General features: G+C 66.1%; 17 protein-coding genes. 9 read left to right on the top strand and 8 right to left on the bottom strand.

From position 1 onward, the window contains the following. Positions 1 to 256 precede the first annotated feature (256 nt). Positions 257 to 1,222 carry a polysaccharide deacetylase family protein gene (locus AC5RWD_RS14585; protein ID WP_494020687.1) on the bottom strand — a complete coding sequence of 322 codons (966 nt, stop codon included), beginning with the start codon at positions 1,220 to 1,222 and terminating at the stop codon, positions 257 to 259. A gap of 48 nt (positions 1,223 to 1,270) precedes the next feature. Beyond that, positions 1,271 to 2,800, bottom strand: coding sequence for a purine-cytosine permease family protein (locus AC5RWD_RS14580; protein WP_494020686.1), 1,530 nt, complete (start codon positions 2,798 to 2,800; stop codon positions 1,271 to 1,273). A 133-nt stretch (positions 2,801 to 2,933) separates the two neighbouring features. On the opposite strand from AC5RWD_RS14580, the gene AC5RWD_RS14575 reads away from it, so the two are divergent. Further along, positions 2,934 to 4,472, top strand: coding sequence for a PucR family transcriptional regulator (locus AC5RWD_RS14575; RefSeq protein WP_494020685.1), 1,539 nt, complete (start codon positions 2,934 to 2,936; stop codon positions 4,470 to 4,472). Between the two features lie 122 nt (positions 4,473 to 4,594). Further along, positions 4,595 to 5,290: a maleylpyruvate isomerase family mycothiol-dependent enzyme gene (locus AC5RWD_RS14570; RefSeq protein ID WP_494020684.1), complete on the top strand. Its 696-nt coding sequence runs from the start codon at positions 4,595 to 4,597 to the stop codon at positions 5,288 to 5,290. An 81-nt stretch (positions 5,291 to 5,371) separates the two neighbouring features. Here the strand turns inward: AC5RWD_RS14570 and AC5RWD_RS14565 are convergent, their stop codons facing one another. From AC5RWD_RS14565 to AC5RWD_RS14550, 4 genes are read right to left on the bottom strand one after another with little or no spacing between them, the layout of a single operon-like run. After that, positions 5,372 to 6,133 carry an ABC transporter permease gene (locus AC5RWD_RS14565; RefSeq protein WP_494020683.1) on the bottom strand — a complete coding sequence of 254 codons (762 nt, stop codon included), beginning with the start codon at positions 6,131 to 6,133 and terminating at the stop codon, positions 5,372 to 5,374. Continuing rightward, the gene (locus AC5RWD_RS14560) at positions 6,130 to 6,939 is read right to left on the bottom strand and encodes an ABC transporter ATP-binding protein (RefSeq protein WP_494020682.1); all 810 of its coding nucleotides are present in this window, start codon (positions 6,937 to 6,939) and stop codon (positions 6,130 to 6,132) included. Before AC5RWD_RS14560 ends, AC5RWD_RS14565 begins: the two co-directional genes overlap by 4 nt. Further along, positions 6,936 to 7,307, bottom strand: coding sequence for a DUF1048 domain-containing protein (locus AC5RWD_RS14555; protein ID WP_494020681.1), 372 nt, complete (start codon positions 7,305 to 7,307; stop codon positions 6,936 to 6,938). Before AC5RWD_RS14555 ends, AC5RWD_RS14560 begins: the two co-directional genes overlap by 4 nt. A gap of 2 nt (positions 7,308 to 7,309) precedes the next feature. After that, on the bottom strand, positions 7,310 to 7,639 hold the full coding sequence (locus AC5RWD_RS14550) for a PadR family transcriptional regulator (protein ID WP_494020680.1): 330 nt from the start codon (positions 7,637 to 7,639) through the stop codon (positions 7,310 to 7,312). Positions 7,640 to 7,888: 249 nt separating this feature from the next. Between AC5RWD_RS14550 and AC5RWD_RS14545 the strand changes: the two genes are divergently transcribed. From AC5RWD_RS14545 to AC5RWD_RS14525, 5 genes are all read left to right on the top strand, one after another. After that, entirely contained in the window at positions 7,889 to 8,320 is a 432-nt protein-coding gene (locus AC5RWD_RS14545; protein ID WP_494020679.1) for a hypothetical protein, read from the top strand. Between the two features lie 94 nt (positions 8,321 to 8,414). Next, a complete protein-coding gene (locus AC5RWD_RS14540) occupies positions 8,415 to 8,966 on the top strand; it encodes a dihydrofolate reductase family protein (protein ID WP_494020678.1) in 552 nt (183 codons plus the stop codon). A gap of 584 nt (positions 8,967 to 9,550) precedes the next feature. After that, a complete protein-coding gene (locus AC5RWD_RS14535; protein ID WP_494020677.1) occupies positions 9,551 to 10,912 on the top strand; it encodes an MFS transporter in 1,362 nt (453 codons plus the stop codon). Between the two features lie 35 nt (positions 10,913 to 10,947). Then, positions 10,948 to 12,204, top strand: coding sequence for an aminopeptidase P family protein (locus tag AC5RWD_RS14530; RefSeq protein WP_494020676.1), 1,257 nt, complete (start codon positions 10,948 to 10,950; stop codon positions 12,202 to 12,204). Between the two features lie 198 nt (positions 12,205 to 12,402). Further along, the gene (locus AC5RWD_RS14525; RefSeq protein ID WP_494020675.1) at positions 12,403 to 13,245 is read left to right on the top strand and encodes an IclR family transcriptional regulator; all 843 of its coding nucleotides are present in this window, start codon (positions 12,403 to 12,405) and stop codon (positions 13,243 to 13,245) included. Between the two features lie 10 nt (positions 13,246 to 13,255). On the opposite strand, the gene AC5RWD_RS14520 is transcribed toward AC5RWD_RS14525, so the two are convergent. Further along, positions 13,256 to 13,558 carry a helix-turn-helix domain-containing protein gene (locus AC5RWD_RS14520; RefSeq protein ID WP_494020674.1) on the bottom strand — a complete coding sequence of 101 codons (303 nt, stop codon included), beginning with the start codon at positions 13,556 to 13,558 and terminating at the stop codon, positions 13,256 to 13,258. Positions 13,559 to 13,624: 66 nt separating this feature from the next. Between AC5RWD_RS14520 and map the strand changes: the two genes are divergently transcribed. After that, the gene (gene map, locus AC5RWD_RS14515; RefSeq protein ID WP_494020673.1) at positions 13,625 to 14,401 is read left to right on the top strand and encodes a type I methionyl aminopeptidase; all 777 of its coding nucleotides are present in this window, start codon (positions 13,625 to 13,627) and stop codon (positions 14,399 to 14,401) included. Positions 14,402 to 14,408: 7 nt separating this feature from the next. Here the strand turns inward: map and AC5RWD_RS14510 are convergent, their stop codons facing one another. Then, entirely contained in the window at positions 14,409 to 15,722 is a 1,314-nt protein-coding gene (locus AC5RWD_RS14510) for a M23 family metallopeptidase (RefSeq protein WP_494020672.1), read from the bottom strand. 707 nt (positions 15,723 to 16,429) lie between these two features. On the opposite strand from AC5RWD_RS14510, the gene AC5RWD_RS14505 reads away from it, so the two are divergent. Beyond that, complete coding sequence (locus tag AC5RWD_RS14505; RefSeq protein WP_494020671.1) at positions 16,430 to 19,609, top strand: bifunctional cytochrome P450/NADPH--P450 reductase; 3,180 nt, start codon at positions 16,430 to 16,432, stop codon at positions 19,607 to 19,609. Positions 19,610 to 19,994 lie beyond the last annotated feature (385 nt).

Genomic DNA, 19,994 nt, shown 5'->3' with positions numbered 1-19,994 from the left:
GGAGCCCCACGGCCACAGCCGTCGCCAAACCGACGACGGCCATCGCCACCAACCTGAGCCGTGAATGATGCGCCGGCCTGTCGAACTTCGATGCCTCGTGTCCAAGGCCGTCCACTCTGCTCATGGTCCGATCATTGCAGTTTCGCTGGCTCCGGCTCCGCGCCGACGCGCGTGCAGAAACCCAGGAAGCGCGAACGGACACTTGGGCCCCCGGTTGCAGGGCCTCAAGTGTCCGTTCGCGCCCGACACAGCCGCGCTAGCTGAGCGCGGGCACCTGCACCTGGCCTGGCTTGAAGCGGGCACCGGAGCCGGGGTACGTGGGCACGTCGATCCTGGCGTGGGTGTGGACTTCGCTGACGGTCGCCTTGGTGTGCTCGGCGATCTGCTCCATGGTTGTCACCCACATGCCGTCCATACCCTTGACCCGCTCGATGAGCTGCTCCAGCGCCACCGCCTTGGACGGCCGGCCGGAGATGAACGGGTGGTTGGTGAGCACGAAGCAGCTTCCCTGCGAGTGGTGCGCCTGGGCCTCGAGCGTCCACATCTCCAGCACCTTGGCGGGGCTTTCGATCACGCCGCTGCCCGTCACGCCCGGATAGAACGCGTACTGCTCCCAGTCGTCCAGCGTCCAGTCGACGGGGATCTCCACGATGTCGCGGGTGTCGCCGGCACCGGACGGGGAACCCGAGGAAACGGACATCCGGTACGGCGCGTCGCCGTCGAGCAGGCTGGAATCGTAGAGGAAGCCGCGGTCAGCGAGGAGCGCCGGCGAGTGCCAGTTCAGTTCCCACCACGGTGCCCGGTAACCCACGGGGCGGATGCCGGCGACCTTCTCCAGCGCCTCGAGTCCGCGGTCGATGTAGCTCGCTTCCGTGGCGGCGTCGATCCCCTGCATCGGCTCGTGCAGATAGCCGTGGTGGGCAACCTCGTGCCCGCCGTCGAGGATCTGCCGCACCACGTCCGGGTAGCTTTCGGCCGTGAAGCCGGGGATGAAGAACGTCCCGCGGATCTCCTGCCGCGCCAGGATCTGCAGCAGCCGCGGCACCGCTACCTTGGGCCCGTACGACTGGTGGCTCATGAGCGACATGCGCCGGGTGCTGGTGGGATCGTGCGCGATGACGCAGGATTCGGCATCGACATCGAAGGTGAAGGACGCTGCGGCGGTGAAGCCGGCCGGCCAGGTGATGGGGTGCTGGGTATCCGCGAAGGCGCTAGTGCTCATGCCGGGGTTCCTTTCGTCAGGGGGCGAAGCGGAGAGGTACAGAAGGATTTAGAGTTCGACGGCGGGAACGGGCTGGGGTGCCTCCGCAGCGGAAGATGCGTTGACCGTGGCGGTGGCGCCGCCGTCGTCTGTCACCGTCACGTACGGCCGGTGCAGCCGGGGGCCGAGTACCGCGTAGACCGCGGCACTGGTGAGTCCGCCGGCGAGCCAGGAGAGGTCCCAGCCGCCGAGGGCAACCGCGATGGGGCCCTGCATGATGGGAACCAGGCCGTACATGAACAGCCAGGTGGCCACGATTCCGGCGAGCAGCGAGGTCACGCCCGCCCAGTTGACCACGGGCAGGCGGCGGGTGCCGACGCCGTCGAACAGCCGGTCAACGTTGCCGGGCCAGCGCTTCTCCAGCCAGAAGTAGTGCACCAGCATCACGCCGCCCCAGGCTGCCACCCACGCCACCAGGCCGATCAGCCAGGCATCCAGCACGGCGGCGAAGTCCTCCTGGAAGATGAAGTAGACGACGGCGATGAGCGAGAAGACCCCGACGAACAGGTTCAGTTTCCGGCGGCTGACGGTGATGTCGAGCGCCTGGGTGGCCACCGAGAAGGTGTAGATGTTCAGGATGTTGGTGGCGATGGGGCCGTGCAGCACCATGAGGAGGACAGGCAGCGCCATGGCGCCGAAGTTCTGGACGATGAGCTTGCCGGGGTCGACCTCGCCGCTGTTGGTGGCGAGGCTGGCGCCGAGGACACCGAGCCAGACGACGGGGATGAACTGGCCCAGGACGGACGCCAGGTAGACCTTCTTCTTGGGCACGGTGGTGCTGACGAAGCGGGAGTAGTCGGCCGCGTAGGTGAACCAGGTGATGCCCCAGCCGATGCCGATGGCCGTCATCACGGCGCTCATGGCGGCGATGCGTTCGGAGCCTTCCAGGATGTTGCCCGCGGGGCCGGCGTAGGTCCAGTCGATTTTGAGGCCGAACCAGGCGACGGCCGACATGACCACGAGGATGATGATGGTGGGCGGCACGGTCCATTTTTCGAAGGCGGCGATCGCCTTGTAGCCGAACCATGCGATGGCAACCTGGGCGGCCATGATGAACGTGGCGACGCCGATCTTCCAGGCGTAGTTGTGGGCGTTGGGATCCACCCAGCCGAGTGTGCCGAACAGGGCCATGACCAGGTCGAGGATGATCCAGGTGTTGACGGCGCACCAGCCCACTACCAGCAGGGCCTGGATGGCGGCCGGGAGGTAGTTGCCGCGGCGGCCGAACGCAGCCCTGGCCAGGACCATGCCGGTGGCGCCGGTCTTCTGGCCGAGCAGGACGAAGCAGCCGAACAGGAGCATGCCGATCAGGTTGCCGAGGACCAGGACGGTGACGGTGTCGGCAAAGCCAAGGCCTAGGTTGATGCCCAGGGCGCCGAGGACCCAGTTGATCGGGGCGAGGTTTGCGCCGGCCCAGATCCAGAACTGGCCGGACACCTTTCGGGTGCGCGCGGATTCGGGAATGGGCTGGAGCCAGGCTTCGAAGTCCTCGGCCTGCTCCATTGCGGGCCCGGACTGCGGTGTTTGGGGATTGTGCATCGGAAAAGCCTCCGTATGAGGAAGAAGAGCCTCCGTGAAGAAGGGATGCATTAAGCGTATGTGCGTCACATCACAGCAACAAGGTACGATCTGTCTAACAGAATTACCTTGCCTATGACGGAGTGTAAGATCAGTGTTCCTCGAAGACGTCCTGAAGCATCAGACTGTCCAGGCGGCTGACCCGCGGCTGCGGGCGGCCCCGGACAGCGTGCCCGGCCGGCAGGTGCGGTGGGTCCACTCCAGCGAGGTGCTGGACATCGCTCCCCTGCTGCGCGGCGGCGAGCTCCTCCTCAGCGGCGGACAGGCACTGGCCACGGCTTCCGACCAGCGGCGGGTGGACTACGTCCGCGAACTGGCTGGGCGCGGCGTCGCGGCCCTGGCCATCGAGACCGGGCCCGCGCTGCCCGACATTCCCGAGTCGATGCTGATCACTGCGCAGTCGCAGGGCCTGCCGCTGTTCGAGCTGCGCAAGGTGGCCCCCTTCGTGGGCATCATGCAGGAGATCAACTCCATCCTGGTGAGCCAGTCCGTGGAGCTGCTGCAGCGCGGAGACGAGATCAGCCACGCCATGGCCGCCGAACTCGCCCACGGCGGCGGGCTGGACGATGTGCTCGCCGTGCTCGCCGGGCAGACCGGAACCGGCGTCCGGCTGGTGTCGGCGGCCGGGCTGACGCTGGGGAGTGCGGGAGCGGCCGACGGCGGGGGTTCTGGAGCGGCCGACGGCGGCGGTTCGGGAACCGGCGGTTCTGGATCAGTGAGTACGACGGCGGTTGACGTTCCGGTCCGCGGCGTTCTGGCTGCCCGGCTGGAGCTGGAGCTGCCCGAAGGCATCGACCCGACGTTTGTCCGGGTGGCCGGCGAGCGCTCGGTGGACATTCTCGGCCTAGCGCTGTTGCAGCGGATGCCGCCTGGCCTGAAGGAACTGGCGGGAGCGGAGCTGATGCGCGCCGTCCATTCCGGCGCCCAGCCGTGGCGGCTGGAGCAGCTCGGCGCGGCGGCGGGGTTCGCCGTCGCCGGCCCGGTGACCGCCGTCATGATCCGTTCCGCCGCTTCGGGCAGGCTGCGCCCGGCGCTGGACACGATCCTCGCGGCGTCCGTCCCGCATGCCGCGAGCTACGCGGACAAGCTGGAGCTCATTGCGCTGGCCGGCCTTTCCCTCGAGGGAACCCGTGCATCGCGGGCGTCACTGATCGACGCGCTGGGCAGCCTCGATGTCCCGGAAGGTTCCGCGATCGCCGTCGGACCTCTGGGGCAGGGCATTGGTGAGGCGGCGTGGTCTATGGCGGAGGCCCGGCGGACTCTCGATCTCGCGCCGCGGGCTGGCCGTGGCGTCGCCGGCGGTCCCCGGCAGGTACGGGATGCAGATGCGTTTAGTGCCGAGCGGCTGGCTGCCGAGAGCATCGACAGCGGTGCCCGCCGCGACTTCGTCCGCCGCACGCTGGGACCCATCCTCGAGCACGACGAGCAAAGGAACTCGCAGCTGCTGCATACACTGACGGTGTGGCTCGACTCCGGCTGCAACACGGCGCAGGCTGCACGCGAGCTGCACCTGGAACGGCAGTCGATGTACCACCGGCTGCAGCGCATCTTCGACCTGTGCGGCGGCGACCCCCGGGGAACGGGCCGCCTCGCCGGCCTGCACCTGGCAACCCGCCTCGCCCCACTCCCCTAGGACGCTCTCTCACTTCCTGCCGCTTTCCCGCACGGCCCTCTCACTTCCCGCCGCCCAAACCCATACCCTCCCGCCGGTGAATGCCTGCCGGCCCGCGGCGGCGGTCTGGATATGCTCGACAGATGCTGCCCGCACGCTACCTCGCTGAACTCGCGCAAACCCTGAGTTCCCTCGAAACGCTCGCGCGCCAGCCCGAGAGCGCGCTGCGCCGTCCAGTTCCGGCCTGTCCGGGATGGACTCTCGATGCGCTTTTCGGGCACATCAGTTCAATCGAACGGTGGGCTGCCGCCATTGTTCGTTCCGGCCAGTACGTCGAGGAAACAGCCCCGCCTGCAGACGGAGCCGCAGCCTGGTTCCTCGAGGGTGCGCCCGGCTTCCTGGCCACGTTGCGCTCCGTGGACCCCGTGGCGCCGTGCTGGAACTTCGGCCCTCCCCCGCGCACAGCCGGTTTCTGGCTGCGCCGGCAGGCACATGAACACGCCATTCACCTCGTCGACGCCCACCAGGGAACCGGCCTGGCGGACCCGGAGTTCGCCGAGGACTTCCTGCTCGACGGGGTCGACGAGGTCCTGGCAATGTTCACCCCGCGCCAGCTTCGGCTGCACCGGATGGCTGATCCGGAAAAGGCCGTGACCTTCCTCGTACCCGGCGGCACCGCATGGACTATCGGCAGCGGGGACCCCGCGGCGTCGGTCACCGCAGCGCCACAGGACATGTACCTGGGCCTCTGGGGCCGCTCAAGCCTGTCCGACACGGCCTTCATCGAGGGCGACGCCGAGCTGGCGCTGCGTGTCATCCGCGGTCCGCTGACTCCCTGAACCACCGGCCGAACCACCGGCCGAACCGCCGGCCGAACCGCCGGCCGCCATCGAACGCCGCCATTCCGCCGTCGGCCGCCCTTACGTGATCTGGCGCCGGTACGCTGCCATGGCAAAGACGTACGCGAGAACGAGGATCCCAAGGCACCAGGCCAGGGCGATCCAAATGTCGACGCCGACCGGCCGCTGCGCGAACAGGTCCTGGATGGTGTTGACGATCGAGGTGACCGGCTGGTTCTCGGCGAACGCCCGCACGGGACCCGGCATGGTGGCCGTGGGGACGAAAGCCGAACTGATGAACGGCAGGAAGATCAGCGGATAGGAGAAGCCGCCGGCGCCGTCCACGGACTTCGCTGACAGTCCGGCGATGACCGCGATCCAGGTGAGTGCCAGGGTGAACAGCGCGAGGATTCCGGCAACAGCCAGCCACTCCAGCGGGCCCGCCGATGTGCGGAAGCCCATGAGCAGGGCAACCAGCACAATGATCACCAGCGAGAGCGCATTGGCAACCATCGACGTCAGCACATGGGCCCACAGCACTGACGACCGGGCGATCGGCATGGACTGGAACCGCTCAAAAATGCCGCTCTGCATGTCGGTGAACAGCCGGACGGCGGTGTACGCGATGCCGGACGCGATCGCGATCAGCATGATGCCGGGAAGCAGGTAATTGATGTAGTTGTCGCTGCCTGTCCTGATGGCGCCGCCGAAGACGTAGACGAACAGCAGCATGAGTGCGATCGGCGTGATTGCAGTGGTGATGATCGTATCCACGCTGCGGATGATGTGGCGCAGGGAGCGGCCCAGCAGGACGGCCGTGTCTCCGAAGAAATGCTTGCTCATGGCTGGTCCTTACTTGACCCGACTTTGTCGTCCTTCCCCACCAGTGCAAGGAAGATGCCCTCCAGGGTCGGCTGCTTTTCGACGTACTCGATTTCCGCCGGCGGGAGCAGCCGCTTCAGCTCGGCGAGGGTGCCGTTCGCGATGATCCGGCCCTCATGAAGAATGGCGATTCTGTCTGCCAATTGCTCGGCCTCGTCGAGATACTGCGTGGTGAGCAGAACGGTGGTCCCCTGCCTGGCGAGCTCCTTGACCACCCGCCACACCTCGATGCGCGCTTCGGGGTCGAGCCCCGTCGTCGGTTCATCGAGGAAGATCACCTTCGGCTGCCCGATGAGGCTCATGGCGATGTCGAGACGGCGGCGCATGCCTCCCGAATAGGTGGACACCTTCCGCGATCCTGCTTCGGCAAGGTAGAAACGTGCGAGCAGATCATCCGCCACCGCGCCAGGGTCTTTCAGGTGCCGCAGTCTGGCAACGAGCACCAGGTTTTCCCGGCCGGAGAGGATCTCGTCGACCGCAGCGAACTGTCCGGTCAGGCTGATGGATTCTCGGACCTGGAGCGCGTGCGTCGTGACGTCGAATCCATGCACGGCGGCCGTGCCGGCGTCGGGCCGCAACAGCGTGGACAGGAGCCTCACGATCGTGGTTTTTCCGGCTCCGTTTGAACCGAGGAGGGCGAAGATGCCGCCCGGTGCCACGTCGAAGTCCACGTCCCGCAGCACCTGCAGTTCCTTGTAGGACTTTTCCAGGCCCTGCACACGGATCGCGGGTTCGCGGTCCCGAGTGTTGACCGGGTCGATGCTCATGGGACTTCCTCCTCCTTCGTGACGCTTTCGATTGCCTCGTTGAGCCGTTTCCGTTCCTTGTTGATCCACTGCCCCTCGGAGTAGTTCTGCAGAAACGTCTCCGCGAACTCCACGGGGTCCTCCCCGACGACCTCCCGGATCGGGGTTCCGCTCGCCGCGCTCTGCTCGAAGAGATCCGCCAGGTCCTCCAGCATCTTCACCAGGGTCTCCCCTTTCGTGATCGCTCCGAAGTACGTCAGGTACCGCTCCAACGCATGAATGGCTGTGCGGTAGTTCGCGGGAAGCTGCTTGGTGCGCGCTTTGTACTGCCGGTACTGCTTCTTTTGTTCGAGCGAGCCGGTGACCTGCTCGATCCATCCCATGGCCATGTCTAATTCCCTCCATCCCGGAGCTGTTCGAGCCGCTGGGCCAGAAAGCTCCACGTTCTCCAGAACTCTTCCAAGTACTCATCGCCCTGGGCGTTGAGCGTGTACACCTTGCGCGGGGGTCCTTTCTCCGACGGACGCTTCTCGACGTCGACAAGACCCTTTTGCTCCATCCTCACCAGCAGCGCGTATACGGTTCCCTCGGCGATATCGGAGAAGCCCTTCTCCCTGAGCAGCGTCGTGATCTCGTATCCGTACGCCGGATTCCCAGTGAGGAGAGCAAGAACGATGCCCTCCAGCGTCCCCTTGAGCATCTCCGTCATTTGCTTGCCCACCGGACACCTCCTCAGCTATCTAGTATTACTAGCTACCAGTACATAGTAACGCTAGGTAGACGAGTTGCAAGGGGTCGGTGAGTGCGTTGGAACAACGACGACGAGGACCATCGCCGGCGGCGACGAGGACCTCGCATTCTCGCTGGCGGAGGACGCCGTTTCCGAATTCGAAACGATGGTCCGAAAAGTTCTCTAAAGCTGAACCGCCGTGTAACGTCAGGGCAACACCGAGCCTGAGGGGGCAGCGCTATGAACCGCTATTCAACGTCGCTGATGGCAGCCACACTGGGCGGTCTGCTGCTCACCGGCTGCTCGGCCCCATCAGAGCTCAAGGCACTCGACCGCCCGGCGACGGCGGAAGACCGGCTCCCCGAAGGAGTCCATGTCAGCGACGTCGAGGATCCGGAAAGTGTCCGCCTGCTCGCGGACGACAACGGGGTCAAGTACTTCGCTGTAACTAAGCGGGAGTCCCACGCGGCGTGCCTGATCGTAGTTCCGGCCGCCGAACCCCCGATATGGGGATCGAGCTGCTCGACCCCGGTGACCGAGGGCGAGATCGTCAAGGTCGATGTCCGCGGTGCCGGATCCACCATGCTCGTCACCGACGGCTACGACACGAACCAACTGCAATCAGACGGCTGGAAAAAGGTGCACGAGAACGTGCCCATCTCACGCGGATAGCCCGACCAGGACGCCCTCTCACATCCCGACAGACCTTCCCACGGGGTCCCCGGCGGAATACGGTAAGGCCTGACGACCCGATTTGGAGGACCCGATGCGCAAAGTGACTGCCGGACTGTTCCACTCCGTAGACGGCGTGGTGCAGGACCCATTCAAGTTCCAGTTCGACAGCTTCGATGAGGACCTGGGCAAGGGACTGACCAAGATGATCAATACCGTGGACACCGTGGTCCTCGGGCGCGTCAGTTACCAGGAGTGGGCGGGGTACTGGCCCAACGCTTCCCAGGACGAGGACTTCGCCGCTTTCATCAACCCGGTGGAAAAGTTCGTCGCATCGCGCACCCTCTCGGAGCCCCTCGAATGGGAAAACTCACGCCTGATCGACGGACCTCTGGAAGAGTTCGTCACCGATCTCAAAAAGCGCGACGGCGGCGAGATCGCCGTTTGCGGCAGCATCTCGGTGACGCGCCAATTGCTGTTCGCAGGCCTCCTGGATGAATTGACGCTCATGACGCATCCTGTAGTGGCCGGCAGCGGGCGGCGCCTGTTCGAGGACGGCGACCCGCTGACCAGGCTGGAACTGAAAGACCAGTACAGGACCAGCAAGGGCAACGTCGTCAGCACCTACAGCCTGCGCAACGACTGACGCTCTCTCACATCCCGCCGCATCCAGCCAAACCCTTCCTCACATCCCGCCGCATCCAGCCAAACCCTTCCTCACATCCCGCCGCGTCCAGCCGGACGCCTCCTCACGTCCCGCCGCGTCTAGCCGGACGCCTCCTCACATCCCGCCGCGTCTAGCCAAACCCTTCCTCACATCCCGCCGCGTCTAGCCAAACCCCTCCTCACGTCCTGCACACCCAGAACTGCGCCAAGCGAACGGGCAAGTGAGGACGCGTCAGGAAAAACCTGACCAAACGTGAGGACGCGTCACGGAAAACCCGACCAAAGGTGAGAGAGGGTCGGGGAAAAGGCGACGAAACGTGAAAGAGCGTTTTTGGCGTGCCTTCAATACCGAATCGTCTGCAACTTTGTTGCGCTTGGAGCAACGTGCCTTTCGGCGTCTCAGTAGCCGGAAGCGTTCCCTGCGTCACGTCCAAAACTGCACAAATAATGCAGCTGCGGCACACCAAGCCTCAAATTACTCATTGACGAGTGAACCACGTCACGCCTAATCTGGTGCAACAGGGTTGCAACAGAAGCAACCCCAAGATTCTCATTGGTGGACACATGGAACACCCGATAACCCAAGCGGCCGGAGCAGCAGAGCAGCTGAGCGGCCAGCAGCCCAACAGCACCACTCCCCGCAGCGGCGACGAAGTCAGCAAGGACACCCGACGCCGCGTCATCACCGCGAGCTTCATCGGCAACTTCGTCGAATGGTTCGACTACGCCGTCTACGGTTACCTAGCCGGCATCATCTCCACGGTCTTCTTCCCCGAGGCCGACCGCCAGACAGCACTCCTGGCCACGTTCGGCGTCTTCGCCATCTCCTTCTTCGTCCGTCCCCTGGGTGGCTTCTTCTGGGGCCACATCGGTGACCGGCTCGGACGGCGGAAAGCACTGTCGCTTTCGATCGTCATCATGTCCGTGGCCACGTTCTGCATCGCCCTGATCCCCGGCTACGGCACCATCGGCATTCTGGCGCCGGTCCTGCTCCTGCTGGTCCGCGTCGTCCAGGGGTTCTCCGCCTCCGGCGAGTACGCCGGCGCCTCCGCCTTCCTGGTGGAGTACGCACCGGCACATCGGCGCGGACTTTATGCCGCCGTCGTACCCGCAAGCACCGCGGCGGGACTGCTGCTGGGCAGCCTCCTGGCAGCACTGCTGACGTCAGTCCTCAGCGAAAGCCAGCTGCACGACTGGGGATGGCGCCTGCCGTTCCTGCTCGCGGCCCCGATGGGCCTGATCGGCCGGTACATCCGCACCAAGCTCGAGGACACCCCCGCCTTCCGTGCCCTCTCGCAGGAAGAGCACGGCAAGGCGCCGGCCCGGGACATGTTCCGGAACAACAGGAAGCAGCTCATCATCGCCACCGGCGCGGTGCTGCTGAACGCCGTCGGCTTCTACGTCATCCTCAGCTACATGCCCACTTACCTCGCCGAGGAACTGGGCTTCGGCGCCGGGGAATCGTTCCTGGCCACCACCATCGCGCTGGCCAGCTATATCGGCTTCATCTTCCTCACAGGCATCGCCTCGGACAGGTTCGGCCGAAAGCGGATGCTGATCACGGCGTCGGTGCTGTTCATTCTGCTCACCGTCCCGGCGTTCATGCTCCTGGACACCGGCAACTTCCTGGTGATCGTCCTGGTCCAGATCCTCCTGGGCGGCATGCTCACCCTGAACGACGGCACGCTGCCCAGCTTCCTGGCCGAGTTGTTCCCTACGAAGACCCGGTACAGCGGCTTCGCCGTCAGCTTCAACCTTTCCAACGCCCTGTTCGGCGGCACTGCCCCGTTCATGGCCACCCTCCTGATCGGCCTCACGCACAACAAGCTGGCCCCCGGCTGGTACCTCGTGGCCGCCTCACTGATTTCCCTCATCGCAGTCCTGTTCGCCGTGGAGACTTCCAAGAAGCCCCTGCAGCAGCACTGACACCACACCCACCCCAAGAAAGAAAAGGAACAAGCATGACCATCACCGAAAATGAAGCTGTCAACGACGTCGCCAAGCTCGAGCGCCTGAAGGTCCTCAACAACGGTGAGAAGGTCTCGCTGACCTTCTCCGACGCCGAGTTCGAGCGCCGCCTTGCCGGCCTCCGCAGCATCATGGCCGAGAAGGACCTGGACGCGGTCGTCCTGACCAGCTACCACTCGATCAAGTACTACTCCGACTTCCTGTTCACCTACTTCGGCCGCTCCTACGCCATGGTGGTCACCAAGGATGACACGGTCACGGTCACCGCAAATATCGACGCCGGGATGCCTTGGCGCCGCAGCTACGGCGACAACCTGGTGTACACGGACTGGCGCCGGGACAACTTCATCTTCGGCATCCAGGAGGTGCTGCGCACCCGCGGCATCAATGTCCGCCGGCTCGGCGTCGAGGACGACTCGCTGCCGCTGGACAACCGGAACAAGATCCAGGCCGCGTTCCCGTCGGCCAACCTGGTGGACGTGGCCCAGGCCGCGATGCGCCAGCGCATGATCAAGTCCGCCGAGGAAATCGAGGTCATCAAGCACGGTGCCCGGATCGGCGACCTCGGCGGCGAGGCCATCCGCAACGCCATCACCGCCGGCATCACCGAGTACGAAGTGGCGCTCATCGGCACCGAGGCCATGGTGCACGAGATCGCCCGCACCTTCCCGAACTCCGAGATCCGCGACACCTGGGTGTGGTTCCAGTCCGGCATCAACACCGACGGCGCGCACAACTGGGCCACCACCCGAAAGATCCAGGAGCACGACATCCTGTCGCTGAACTGCTTCCCGATGACCTCCGGCTACTACACGGCGCTGGAGCGGACGCTGTTCTTCGGCGAACCGGACGCCCGGTCCCTCGAGCTGTGGAACATCAACGTCGAGGTCCACAGGCGCGGCCTGGAACTCATCAAGCCCGGCGCGGTCTGCAAGGACATCGCTGCCGAGCTCAACGAGATCTACGTGTCCCACGGCCTGCTCGCCAACCGCACCTTCGGCTACGGCCACTCCTTCGGCGTCCTCAGCCACTACTACGGCCGCGAGGCCGGGCTCGAGCTGCGCGAGGACATCGACACCGTGCTGGAACCGGGCATGGTGGTCTCCATGGAACCGATGATCACGGTCCTGGACGGCCAGCCCGGCGCCGGCGGCTACCGTGAGCACGACATCCTGGTGGTGGGCGGGGACGGCGCCGAGAACATCACCAAGTTCCCATTCGGCCCTGAGCACAACATCATCAGCGCCTAACACCCCCGGTTAGCCAACAGCCCCGTCGGCTAACCACAGGGCATGCCCTGCCCCGCCGGCCGTTGTCAGCAAGGCTTTCGTCTTAGCAGCCTTGGGTTAAGTACGACGACGGCGGGCGGCCGGGAGGGCATGCCCGCCCCCGCTTCCGCGGGGCAACAAAGTCCGGAAGCACAGCAGCGAAGAAATATAGTGAACACCATGACTCCCCCGGCAACACCCGCGAGCCCCGCCCCTGACGCAGGCAAAGACGCCGGCAACGGCGACGCCCGCGGCGCGTCCGTAATCGTCAACGCGATCGCTGTGCTCCGCAGCTTCACCGCGGACGAGCCCATGCTGGGCGTCACCGAAATCGCCAGCCGGGTGGGCCTGCACAAGAGCACGGTGTCGCGGATCCTGGCCACGTTCGAACAGGAACACCTGGTGGAGCGGGACCCCGACACACGCCGCTTCCGGCTGGGGATGGGCCTGATCGCGGTGGCCGGTCCGCTGCTGGCCGAACTCGAGGAACGGCGCGTGGCCTATCCGGTGCTGCGTGAACTCACCGAACGCACCGGAGAGACCAGCGCCCTCATGGTGTGGAACGGCACCGAGTCGATGTGCGTGGAGCAGATAGCCAGCCGCCAGCAGGTCAAACACACCACCCCGCTGGGCGCACGCTACAACGATGCCCTGAGCGCCTCGGTCCAGATCTTCCTCGCCGGGGAACAGGCCGAACGGGTGAACTCCCTCCTCCGCAGCGGCACCATCACCCTGCCGGGCCTCGACGACCACTCGGCCGGGGAGTACCTGCAGCGCCTCGAGGAAGTCACGGAGCGCGGCTGGGCCATCAACTATGGAGAAACGTCCATCGAGGAAGTTGGCATTGCTGCCCCGGTCTACGACCACCGCGGCGACATCGTGGCCGCCGTTCTCATCCCCGCCCCCAAGTTCCGGGTCTCCCCCGACACCCTTCAGAGCCTCGGCGAGGCGTGCGCCGGCGCGGCCCGGCTGGTCACGCACCGCCTCGGCGGCGTGGCCCCGAAGCAACGCCGCAGCGCCTAAGCGCCGCAGCTTAAGAAGCCAACCTCTCACCTGCGTTGTGGCCGGAGCTGGTGGGTGCAACATCGCATTCGGGCGGGTTGATCTCGGCCCACACTGCGTCGAGGGACAGGCCGAGGACATCGGCGATCACCGCGATGGTCGGGAACGCAGGGGTCGCCACGCGGCCCGATTCGATCTTCCGGAGGGTCTCCGGTGAGACACGGGCATCGAGCGCGGTCTCGAGCATGGAACGCTCTCCCCTGGCGCGACGCAACAAGGCGCCGAGGCGTTGTCCGCGCTCGACTTCCGCGGATGTGAGGGGCAACCTGACCATGGCTCCAATTCTAATACCGGGATAATATGACCGGTATAGTTATTGGCCGCATAAGAAGGGCGCCGCATGATCGAGATCCTTACCCCCGCCGAACTGGACCGAGCAAAAGTGTCAGGTGCCCTGGTCGCCGACATCCTGCACACGCTGAAGAGCCGCAGCTCTGTGGGCACGAACCTGCTGGACATCGACCGGTGGGCCCAGGCCATGATCCAGGAGGCCGGGGCGGAGTCGTGCTACGTCGACTACGCGCCGTCCTTCGGACGCGGGCCGTTTGGCCACTACATCTGCACGGGCGTCAACGACGCCGTGCTCCACGGGCTGCCACGCGACTACGCCCTGGCCGACGGTGATCTGCTGACCCTCGACCTCGCCGTCTCCAAGGACGGAGTGGCCGCCGACGCCGCCATCAGCTTCATCGTGGGCGAATCCAAGCCCGCGGAAAGCGTCGCAATGATCGAAGCGACCGAGCGCGCGCTGAGCGCAGGGATAGCCGCTGCGCGACCAGGAGCCCGCATCGGTGATATCTCCCATGCCATCGGCTCCGTACTCAGCGAGGCGGGATACCCGATCAACACCGAGTTCGGCGGTCACGGCATCGGATCAACCATGCACCAGGACCCGCACGTTCCAAACACCGGGCGGCCCGGCCGCGGGTTCAAACTGCGGCCGGGCCTGATGCTCGCGTTGGAGCCGTGGGTCATGGCGGACACGGCAAAGCTGGTCACTGATGCCGACGGTTGGACACTCCGAAGTGCGACAGGCTGCCTGACGGCTCACAGCGAACACACGATCGCCATTACTGACGACGGAGCCGAAATCCTCACCTTGCCGAAGCACGTCTAGGACCCCCCTACGGTGCTTCGGTCTCAGCAGCAGCCGGTGCCGCCGGAGCTGGCGCAACGGCCGGCGCAGGTTCGGCCACCACCGGGGCCGGCGCGACAACCGGCGCAGGTTCGGCCACCACCGGGGCCGGCGCGACAACCGGCGCAGGTTCGGCCACCACCGGGGCCGGCGCGACAACCGGCGCCGGTGTGACAACCGGCGCCTGGGCCGGGGCTGGTGTTGCCACGGGAGCCGGCGCGATAACCGGCGCAGGTGCCGGTGCCGGCGTTGCCACGGGAGCCGGGGCTGGGGCTGGAGTTGTCGGTTTGGGGGCCGGCTTGGGTGTAACAGTCGGAGCAGGAGTTGCCGGCTTAGGTGCGGGCTTGGGCGCCGGCGCCGGAGTTGCCGGCTTAGGTGCGGGCTTGGGCACGGGCTTCGGAACCGGAGCCGAAGTCACCGGCTTGGGGGCGGCCACCTTGGGAGCCGGCTTGGGCGCGGCCACCTTGGGCGCAGATTGCGCGGCCCGCCTGCCCGAAGGCTTCGCGGCGGAAACAGACGCCCTGGCAGGGGAAGAAGACCTCAACATTGAAACGCGCTGCGACGACGGTGCATGCTCATCGTTCACCGCTGTATGGCGAGCGCTGGCACCGACCGGAACAGCCCACGAGGGTGTCTCCGCAGCGGCGCCGGGCTTCCGGTAGTCGGTCATCCTGATGTTGGCGACAGATCCCGAGTGGCGGAGGCGCAGCAGGGTCCAGTTGTCGGGGTCCGTGTGCTTGCCGTTCAGTATGGTTTCGAAGTGGAGGTGGCATCCGGTTGATGACCCGGTGGTCCCGACCCTGGCGATGAGTTCCCCCACCTGGACCGACTGGCCTTTCTTTACACCGATGGCCTCAAGGTGGTTGTAGGTGGTGATCAGGCCGTTTCCGTGGTCGATTTCCACTCGGTTGCCGCCACCCCACGGATGCCAGCCCACGGCCCGCACCACGCCGGCGTCGGCTGCAAAGACGCGAGTTCCGCAGGCGGCGGCGAAGTCCTGGCCCCAGTGAAACTCGCCTGCCGAGCCGGTGATCGGACTTGTCCGCAGCCCAAAGTGCGAGGTGGGAACAAGGACCTCCAACGGCGCCATCAGCGTTCCGGCAACAGGGCGCCGCGCCTTCGTGGAAACCACGTCGAGTTTCTGGGTCGCATGCTTTGCCACGGTGAACACCGCACTACGGCTGTAGGACAGGAAAGTATCAGCGGAGGCCGAGACGGCACCGGTGCCCGAAACGGAGTCCTGGGCGGCCGAGGCAACGGCAGCGGATGCCTGAGGATTGCTGACGGCGATGCCACCCGGCATTTTGGCAGGAATCTGCGCTGACGAAGGAACCTGCCCGGATGAAAGAACAGGGCCAGTGCCCTGGAACCCAAGGGCATAGACAGCCAGGAAAGCCGTGCCGGCGCCTATCCGAACGGCACGACTCAGGACGGTTGGCCGTAGGACGTGCGGTGTGCGCCGGACAGCGGAAGGCGCCAGATGCTTTGACATTAGATCTCCCCATGAAGGCCGCCTAAGGCGGGTGGATGGCGGCGTGCTCCTAACATGGGAGCACGCGGGGCAGGCCAGCGAAACCGCTACGGCCGCTTATGTGGATAAGCTAGGAAGATCTTGACCGGGAGCCTGGTGAACTGCGGAAATCTTGACGTGATGTTGAGGAATCCCGGGGCGCCCGCCGGGCCCTAAGCTGCCCGACCGAAGTCCGGCCGCGGCCGACCAAAGTGCGGCCGCAGCCGCCGGGGCGGCCCCTGCGGCCGCCGGGGCGGCCCCTGCGGCCGCCGCGGCGGCAGCCCCGAGGCCCCGCCGATTCTCCGTCCAAGGACCCGGTCCAACCCCCGGAACCAGCCAAGAAAAACACCATAGTCCCCCGCCCCGGACCGGAGTATCCTGTACAGCGCCCGGCCCGTCGCGCCCGGCCAGTCCCGTCGAAAAACAGCAGGCAGTGGCATCCCTGCCGGCATCCTGAACGAACAAAACCAGTGTCAACGAAGACACAGCAGGAGGGCCCCATGCCTTCGTCCAACAGCACCCCCATCCCCCAACCGCCCACCAAGCCGTTGGTGGGTAACCTGCCCGACATTGACGCCAGCCAAGGGGTCATGGGCCTGGTCGAAGTGGCCGAACAGTACGGACCCATCGTCCGCATCCAAGTATTCAACCGCAGCATGATCGCCGTCTCCTCCCAGGAGCTGGTCAACGAGATCTGCGACGAGTCCCGCTTCGGCAAGGTGCTCGGCGTCTCCCTCCGCGAGGTCCGCGACTTCATCGGCGACGGCCTGTTCACCGCGGAAACCGAGGAACCCAACTGGCAGAAGGCGCACCGCATCCTGATGCCCGCGTTCGGCCCGAAAGCCCTGACACGGATGTTTGCCGGCATGGACGACATCCTCGAGCAGCTGCTGCTCAAGTGGGAGCGGCTGGGGCCTACGGCACGGATCGACGTTTCGGACAACGCCACCCGGCTGACCCTGGACACCATTGCCCTGTGCTCGTTCAGCTACCGGTTCAACAGCCTCTACCGCGACGAGATGCACCCCTTCATCGGCGCCATGGTCCGCGCGCTCATGGAGTCCCGGGACAGGTCCACCCGGCTGCCCGTGCAGAACAAGCTCATGATCCGCAGGCGGCACCAGCTCGAGGAGGACAACGCGCTGATGCTCGAGGTGGCGGAGCAGCTCATCAGCGACCGCCGGCGCAATCCCACTCCATCGGGCAGCGAGGACATCCTGGACACCATGCTCAACGCCGCGGACCCCGTGACCGGCGAGCGCCTGCCCGAGGACAACGTGAAGAAGCAGATGGTCACTTTTCTGGTGGCCGGACATGAGACCACCAGCGGGCTGATCACCTTCATGATGTACGAGCTGCTGCGGCATCCGGAGGTGCTGAGGAAGGCACGCGCGGTGGTGGACGAGGTCCTCGGCTCCGAAGCCGCACGGTTCGAGCACCTGCCCCGGCTGGGGTACCTGGACCAGATCCTCAAGGAGACGCTCCGGCTGTGGCCCACGGCCCCGGCATTCAACGTGGCGCCGTACGAGGACACAGTCATCGGCGGCCAGTACGAGGTCTCCAAGGGCCAGACCCTCATGGTCCTGATCCCACAGCTGCACCGGGACAAGGCGGCGTGGGGTGAGGACGCCGAGCTCTTCAACCCGGACCGGTTCTCCCCCGAGCGCGTCGAGAACATCCCGGCTAACGCGTGGAAGCCGTTCGGCAACGGCCAGCGCTCCTGCATCGGCCGCGGGTTTGCACTGCAGGAGGCCATGCTGTTCCTGGCCAAAGCCCTGCAGCGCTTCGACATTACGGCCGCGGACCCGAACTATGAGCTGCACATCAAGCACACCCTCACCATGAAGCCCGAAGGGCTTTACATCCATGTACGACGCCGGGACGTCCGGATCGGCACGGCGGCAGCTGCCGCCGTCGTACAGGAAACGACGGCTGAGGCGCCGGCGTCTGCCGCCGCCAACGGCGTCCCGGTGCGCGTGCTGTACGGGTCGAACGCGGGAACGTCCCAGGACTTTGCGCAGCGGATAGCCAACGACGCCGGGCGGCGGGGTTACAGCCCCACGATCGCGTCGCTGGACGAGGCGGCCGGCGGGCTGCCCACGGTGGGGCTGGTCGCCGTCGTCGCCTCCTCCTACGAGGGGATGCCGCCGGACAATGCCAAGAAGTTCATGACCTGGACCGAAAGCCTGCAGCCGGGCAGCCTGGCGGGCGTGCGGTACACGGTGTTCGGCAACGGCAACCGGGACTGGGCACGGACCTACCAAGAGGTGCCCAAGGCCATCGACGGGCGGCTCGCGGCGGCGGGCGCAGAGCGGATCTACGAACGCGGCGAGGCCAACGCCCGCGGTGACTTCTTCGGTGATTTCGAGGAGTGGTACGCGGGGTTCTGGCCGGCGGTGGACGGCGCCCTCGGGCAGCGGACGAGTGCCCCGGCCGGCAAACCGCAGCTGGAAGTACGGTTCGTGGGCAACGTCCGGGACACGCTGCTGCGCCAGAATGATTTGGCGCTGGGCACCGTCGTCGTCAACCGGGAGCTGGTGGACCTGACCAAACCCCACGCCCGGTCCAAGCGGCACGTGGAGATCGCGCTGCCGGAGGGCATGAGCTACCGGACCGGCGACTACCTGGCTGTCCTGCCGCTGAACCCCAGCGACCTGGTGCAGCGGGCTCTCACCCGCCTCAGCCTGGACTACGACTCACACGTGGTGCTGGCCATGGAGCACGGGGACACATTCCTGCCCACGGGCACGCCGGTGGCCGTGGGTGAGCTGTTGAGCAGCTACGTGGAACTCGCCGTTCCGGCCACCCGGCCGCAGCTGGAGCAGCTGGCCGAAGTGGCGGCGGACCCGGCGGAGCGCGCGGAACTGCAGGCCCTGGCGCAGAACCGGGAGCGGCATGCGGCGGAGATCGTGGACAACCGCGTCTCGCTGCTGGACATGCTGGAGATGTACCCGTCGTGCCAGCTGCCGTTCACGACGTTCCTGCAGCTGCTCACCCAGCTGACCCCGCGGCGCTACTCCATCTCGTCGTCGCCGCTGTGGAGCCCTGACCACGCGACCCTGACGTTCGCCGTCATCCAGGCCCCGGCATGGTCCGGGCGCGGCACCTTCGAGGGCGCGGCATCCACCTATCTGGGCCAGGCGCGGCCGGGGTCACGGGTGGCGGTGACGGTGCGGCCATCCAACGCGGCCTTCCATCCGCCGGAGTCCCTGGCGATGCCGGTGATCATGGTGTGCGCCGGGACAGGGCTGGGTCCGTTCCGCGGCTTCGTGCAGGACCGGGCGCTGAAGGCCCAGGCCGAGGGAATCAAGCCGGCGAAGTCCCTACTGTTCTTCGGCTGCCGGGCACCTGACACCGATTTCCTCTACCGGGCGGAGCTGGAGTCCTGGGCGGAGCAGGCCAACCTGGACCTGCGGCCGGTCTTCTCCAAGGCACCGTCCGACGGCCAGAAGTACGTGCAGCACCGGCTGTGGGCGGACCGTGAGGACGTCAAGGAGCTGGTGCAGCAGGGGGCCACGGTGTACGTCTGCGGCGACGGCAAGAACATGGCGCCGGAGGTCCGCGAGACCTGCGAGCGCATCTACCAGGAGGCCACCGGCGCGTCAGAAGCGGACGCCGATGCGTGGATGGATGAGGTGGAGCGCACTCATGGCAGGTACGTGGCGGACATCTTCACGTAAACGAGCGCGCTGCGTCAGGTCACGGGTTGCGCAGGAACAGGAACGCCCACGACGCAGGGCGGCCATGATGGTGAACCCGCGTTGAGCCCATAGGGGTGGCACAGCGCCGACGTCGGCCTGCCCGCCCGGGTTCGGCGCGCCCAGGCCGGCGCCTCGGTGGCGGAGTTCGCCGGCGAGGCGACGATGTTCTGGGTTGATCATCCAGTGGTCCAGCGTCGTGATGACGAGGCTGACCAGTCTTGTCAGGGGCTGCTCAGATGCGTCTCATAACTAACTATGGACACACCGATTGAAGTAGAAGCTGTCTGAACGGCGGAACCGTAGGGCATTTCCTGGGCCCTGGATTGCAGTCTTCGGGCGGAGAGGCCGGGGCAGCGCCGTAGCA

The organism is Arthrobacter sp. CMU6 (assembly GCF_059090205.1).
This window is presented reverse-complemented; position numbering and strand designations above follow the sequence as displayed.

Coding starts and splice junctions, on each gene's coding strand:
- AC5RWD_RS14565 (WP_494020683.1), bottom strand. CDS start 6,133: ATGAGCAAGCATTTCTTCGGAGACACGGCCGTCCTGCTGGGCCGCTCC.
- AC5RWD_RS14545 (WP_494020679.1), top strand. CDS start 7,889: ATGAACCGCTATTCAACGTCGCTGATGGCAGCCACACTGGGCGGTCTG.
- AC5RWD_RS14520 (WP_494020674.1), bottom strand. CDS start 13,558: ATGGTCAGGTTGCCCCTCACATCCGCGGAAGTCGAGCGCGGACAACGC.
- map (WP_494020673.1), top strand. CDS start 13,625: ATGATCGAGATCCTTACCCCCGCCGAACTGGACCGAGCAAAAGTGTCA.
- AC5RWD_RS14540 (WP_494020678.1), top strand. CDS start 8,415: ATGCGCAAAGTGACTGCCGGACTGTTCCACTCCGTAGACGGCGTGGTG.
- AC5RWD_RS14560 (WP_494020682.1), bottom strand. CDS start 6,939: ATGAGCATCGACCCGGTCAACACTCGGGACCGCGAACCCGCGATCCGT.
- AC5RWD_RS14530 (WP_494020676.1), top strand. CDS start 10,948: ATGACCATCACCGAAAATGAAGCTGTCAACGACGTCGCCAAGCTCGAG.
- AC5RWD_RS14535 (WP_494020677.1), top strand. CDS start 9,551: ATGGAACACCCGATAACCCAAGCGGCCGGAGCAGCAGAGCAGCTGAGC.
- AC5RWD_RS14570 (WP_494020684.1), top strand. CDS start 4,595: ATGCTGCCCGCACGCTACCTCGCTGAACTCGCGCAAACCCTGAGTTCC.
- AC5RWD_RS14525 (WP_494020675.1), top strand. CDS start 12,403: ATGACTCCCCCGGCAACACCCGCGAGCCCCGCCCCTGACGCAGGCAAA.
- AC5RWD_RS14580 (WP_494020686.1), bottom strand. CDS start 2,800: ATGCACAATCCCCAAACACCGCAGTCCGGGCCCGCAATGGAGCAGGCC.
- AC5RWD_RS14505 (WP_494020671.1), top strand. CDS start 16,430: ATGCCTTCGTCCAACAGCACCCCCATCCCCCAACCGCCCACCAAGCCG.
- AC5RWD_RS14585 (WP_494020687.1), bottom strand. CDS start 1,222: ATGAGCACTAGCGCCTTCGCGGATACCCAGCACCCCATCACCTGGCCG.
- AC5RWD_RS14510 (WP_494020672.1), bottom strand. CDS start 15,722: ATGCCGGGTGGCATCGCCGTCAGCAATCCTCAGGCATCCGCTGCCGTT.
- AC5RWD_RS14555 (WP_494020681.1), bottom strand. CDS start 7,307: ATGGCCATGGGATGGATCGAGCAGGTCACCGGCTCGCTCGAACAAAAG.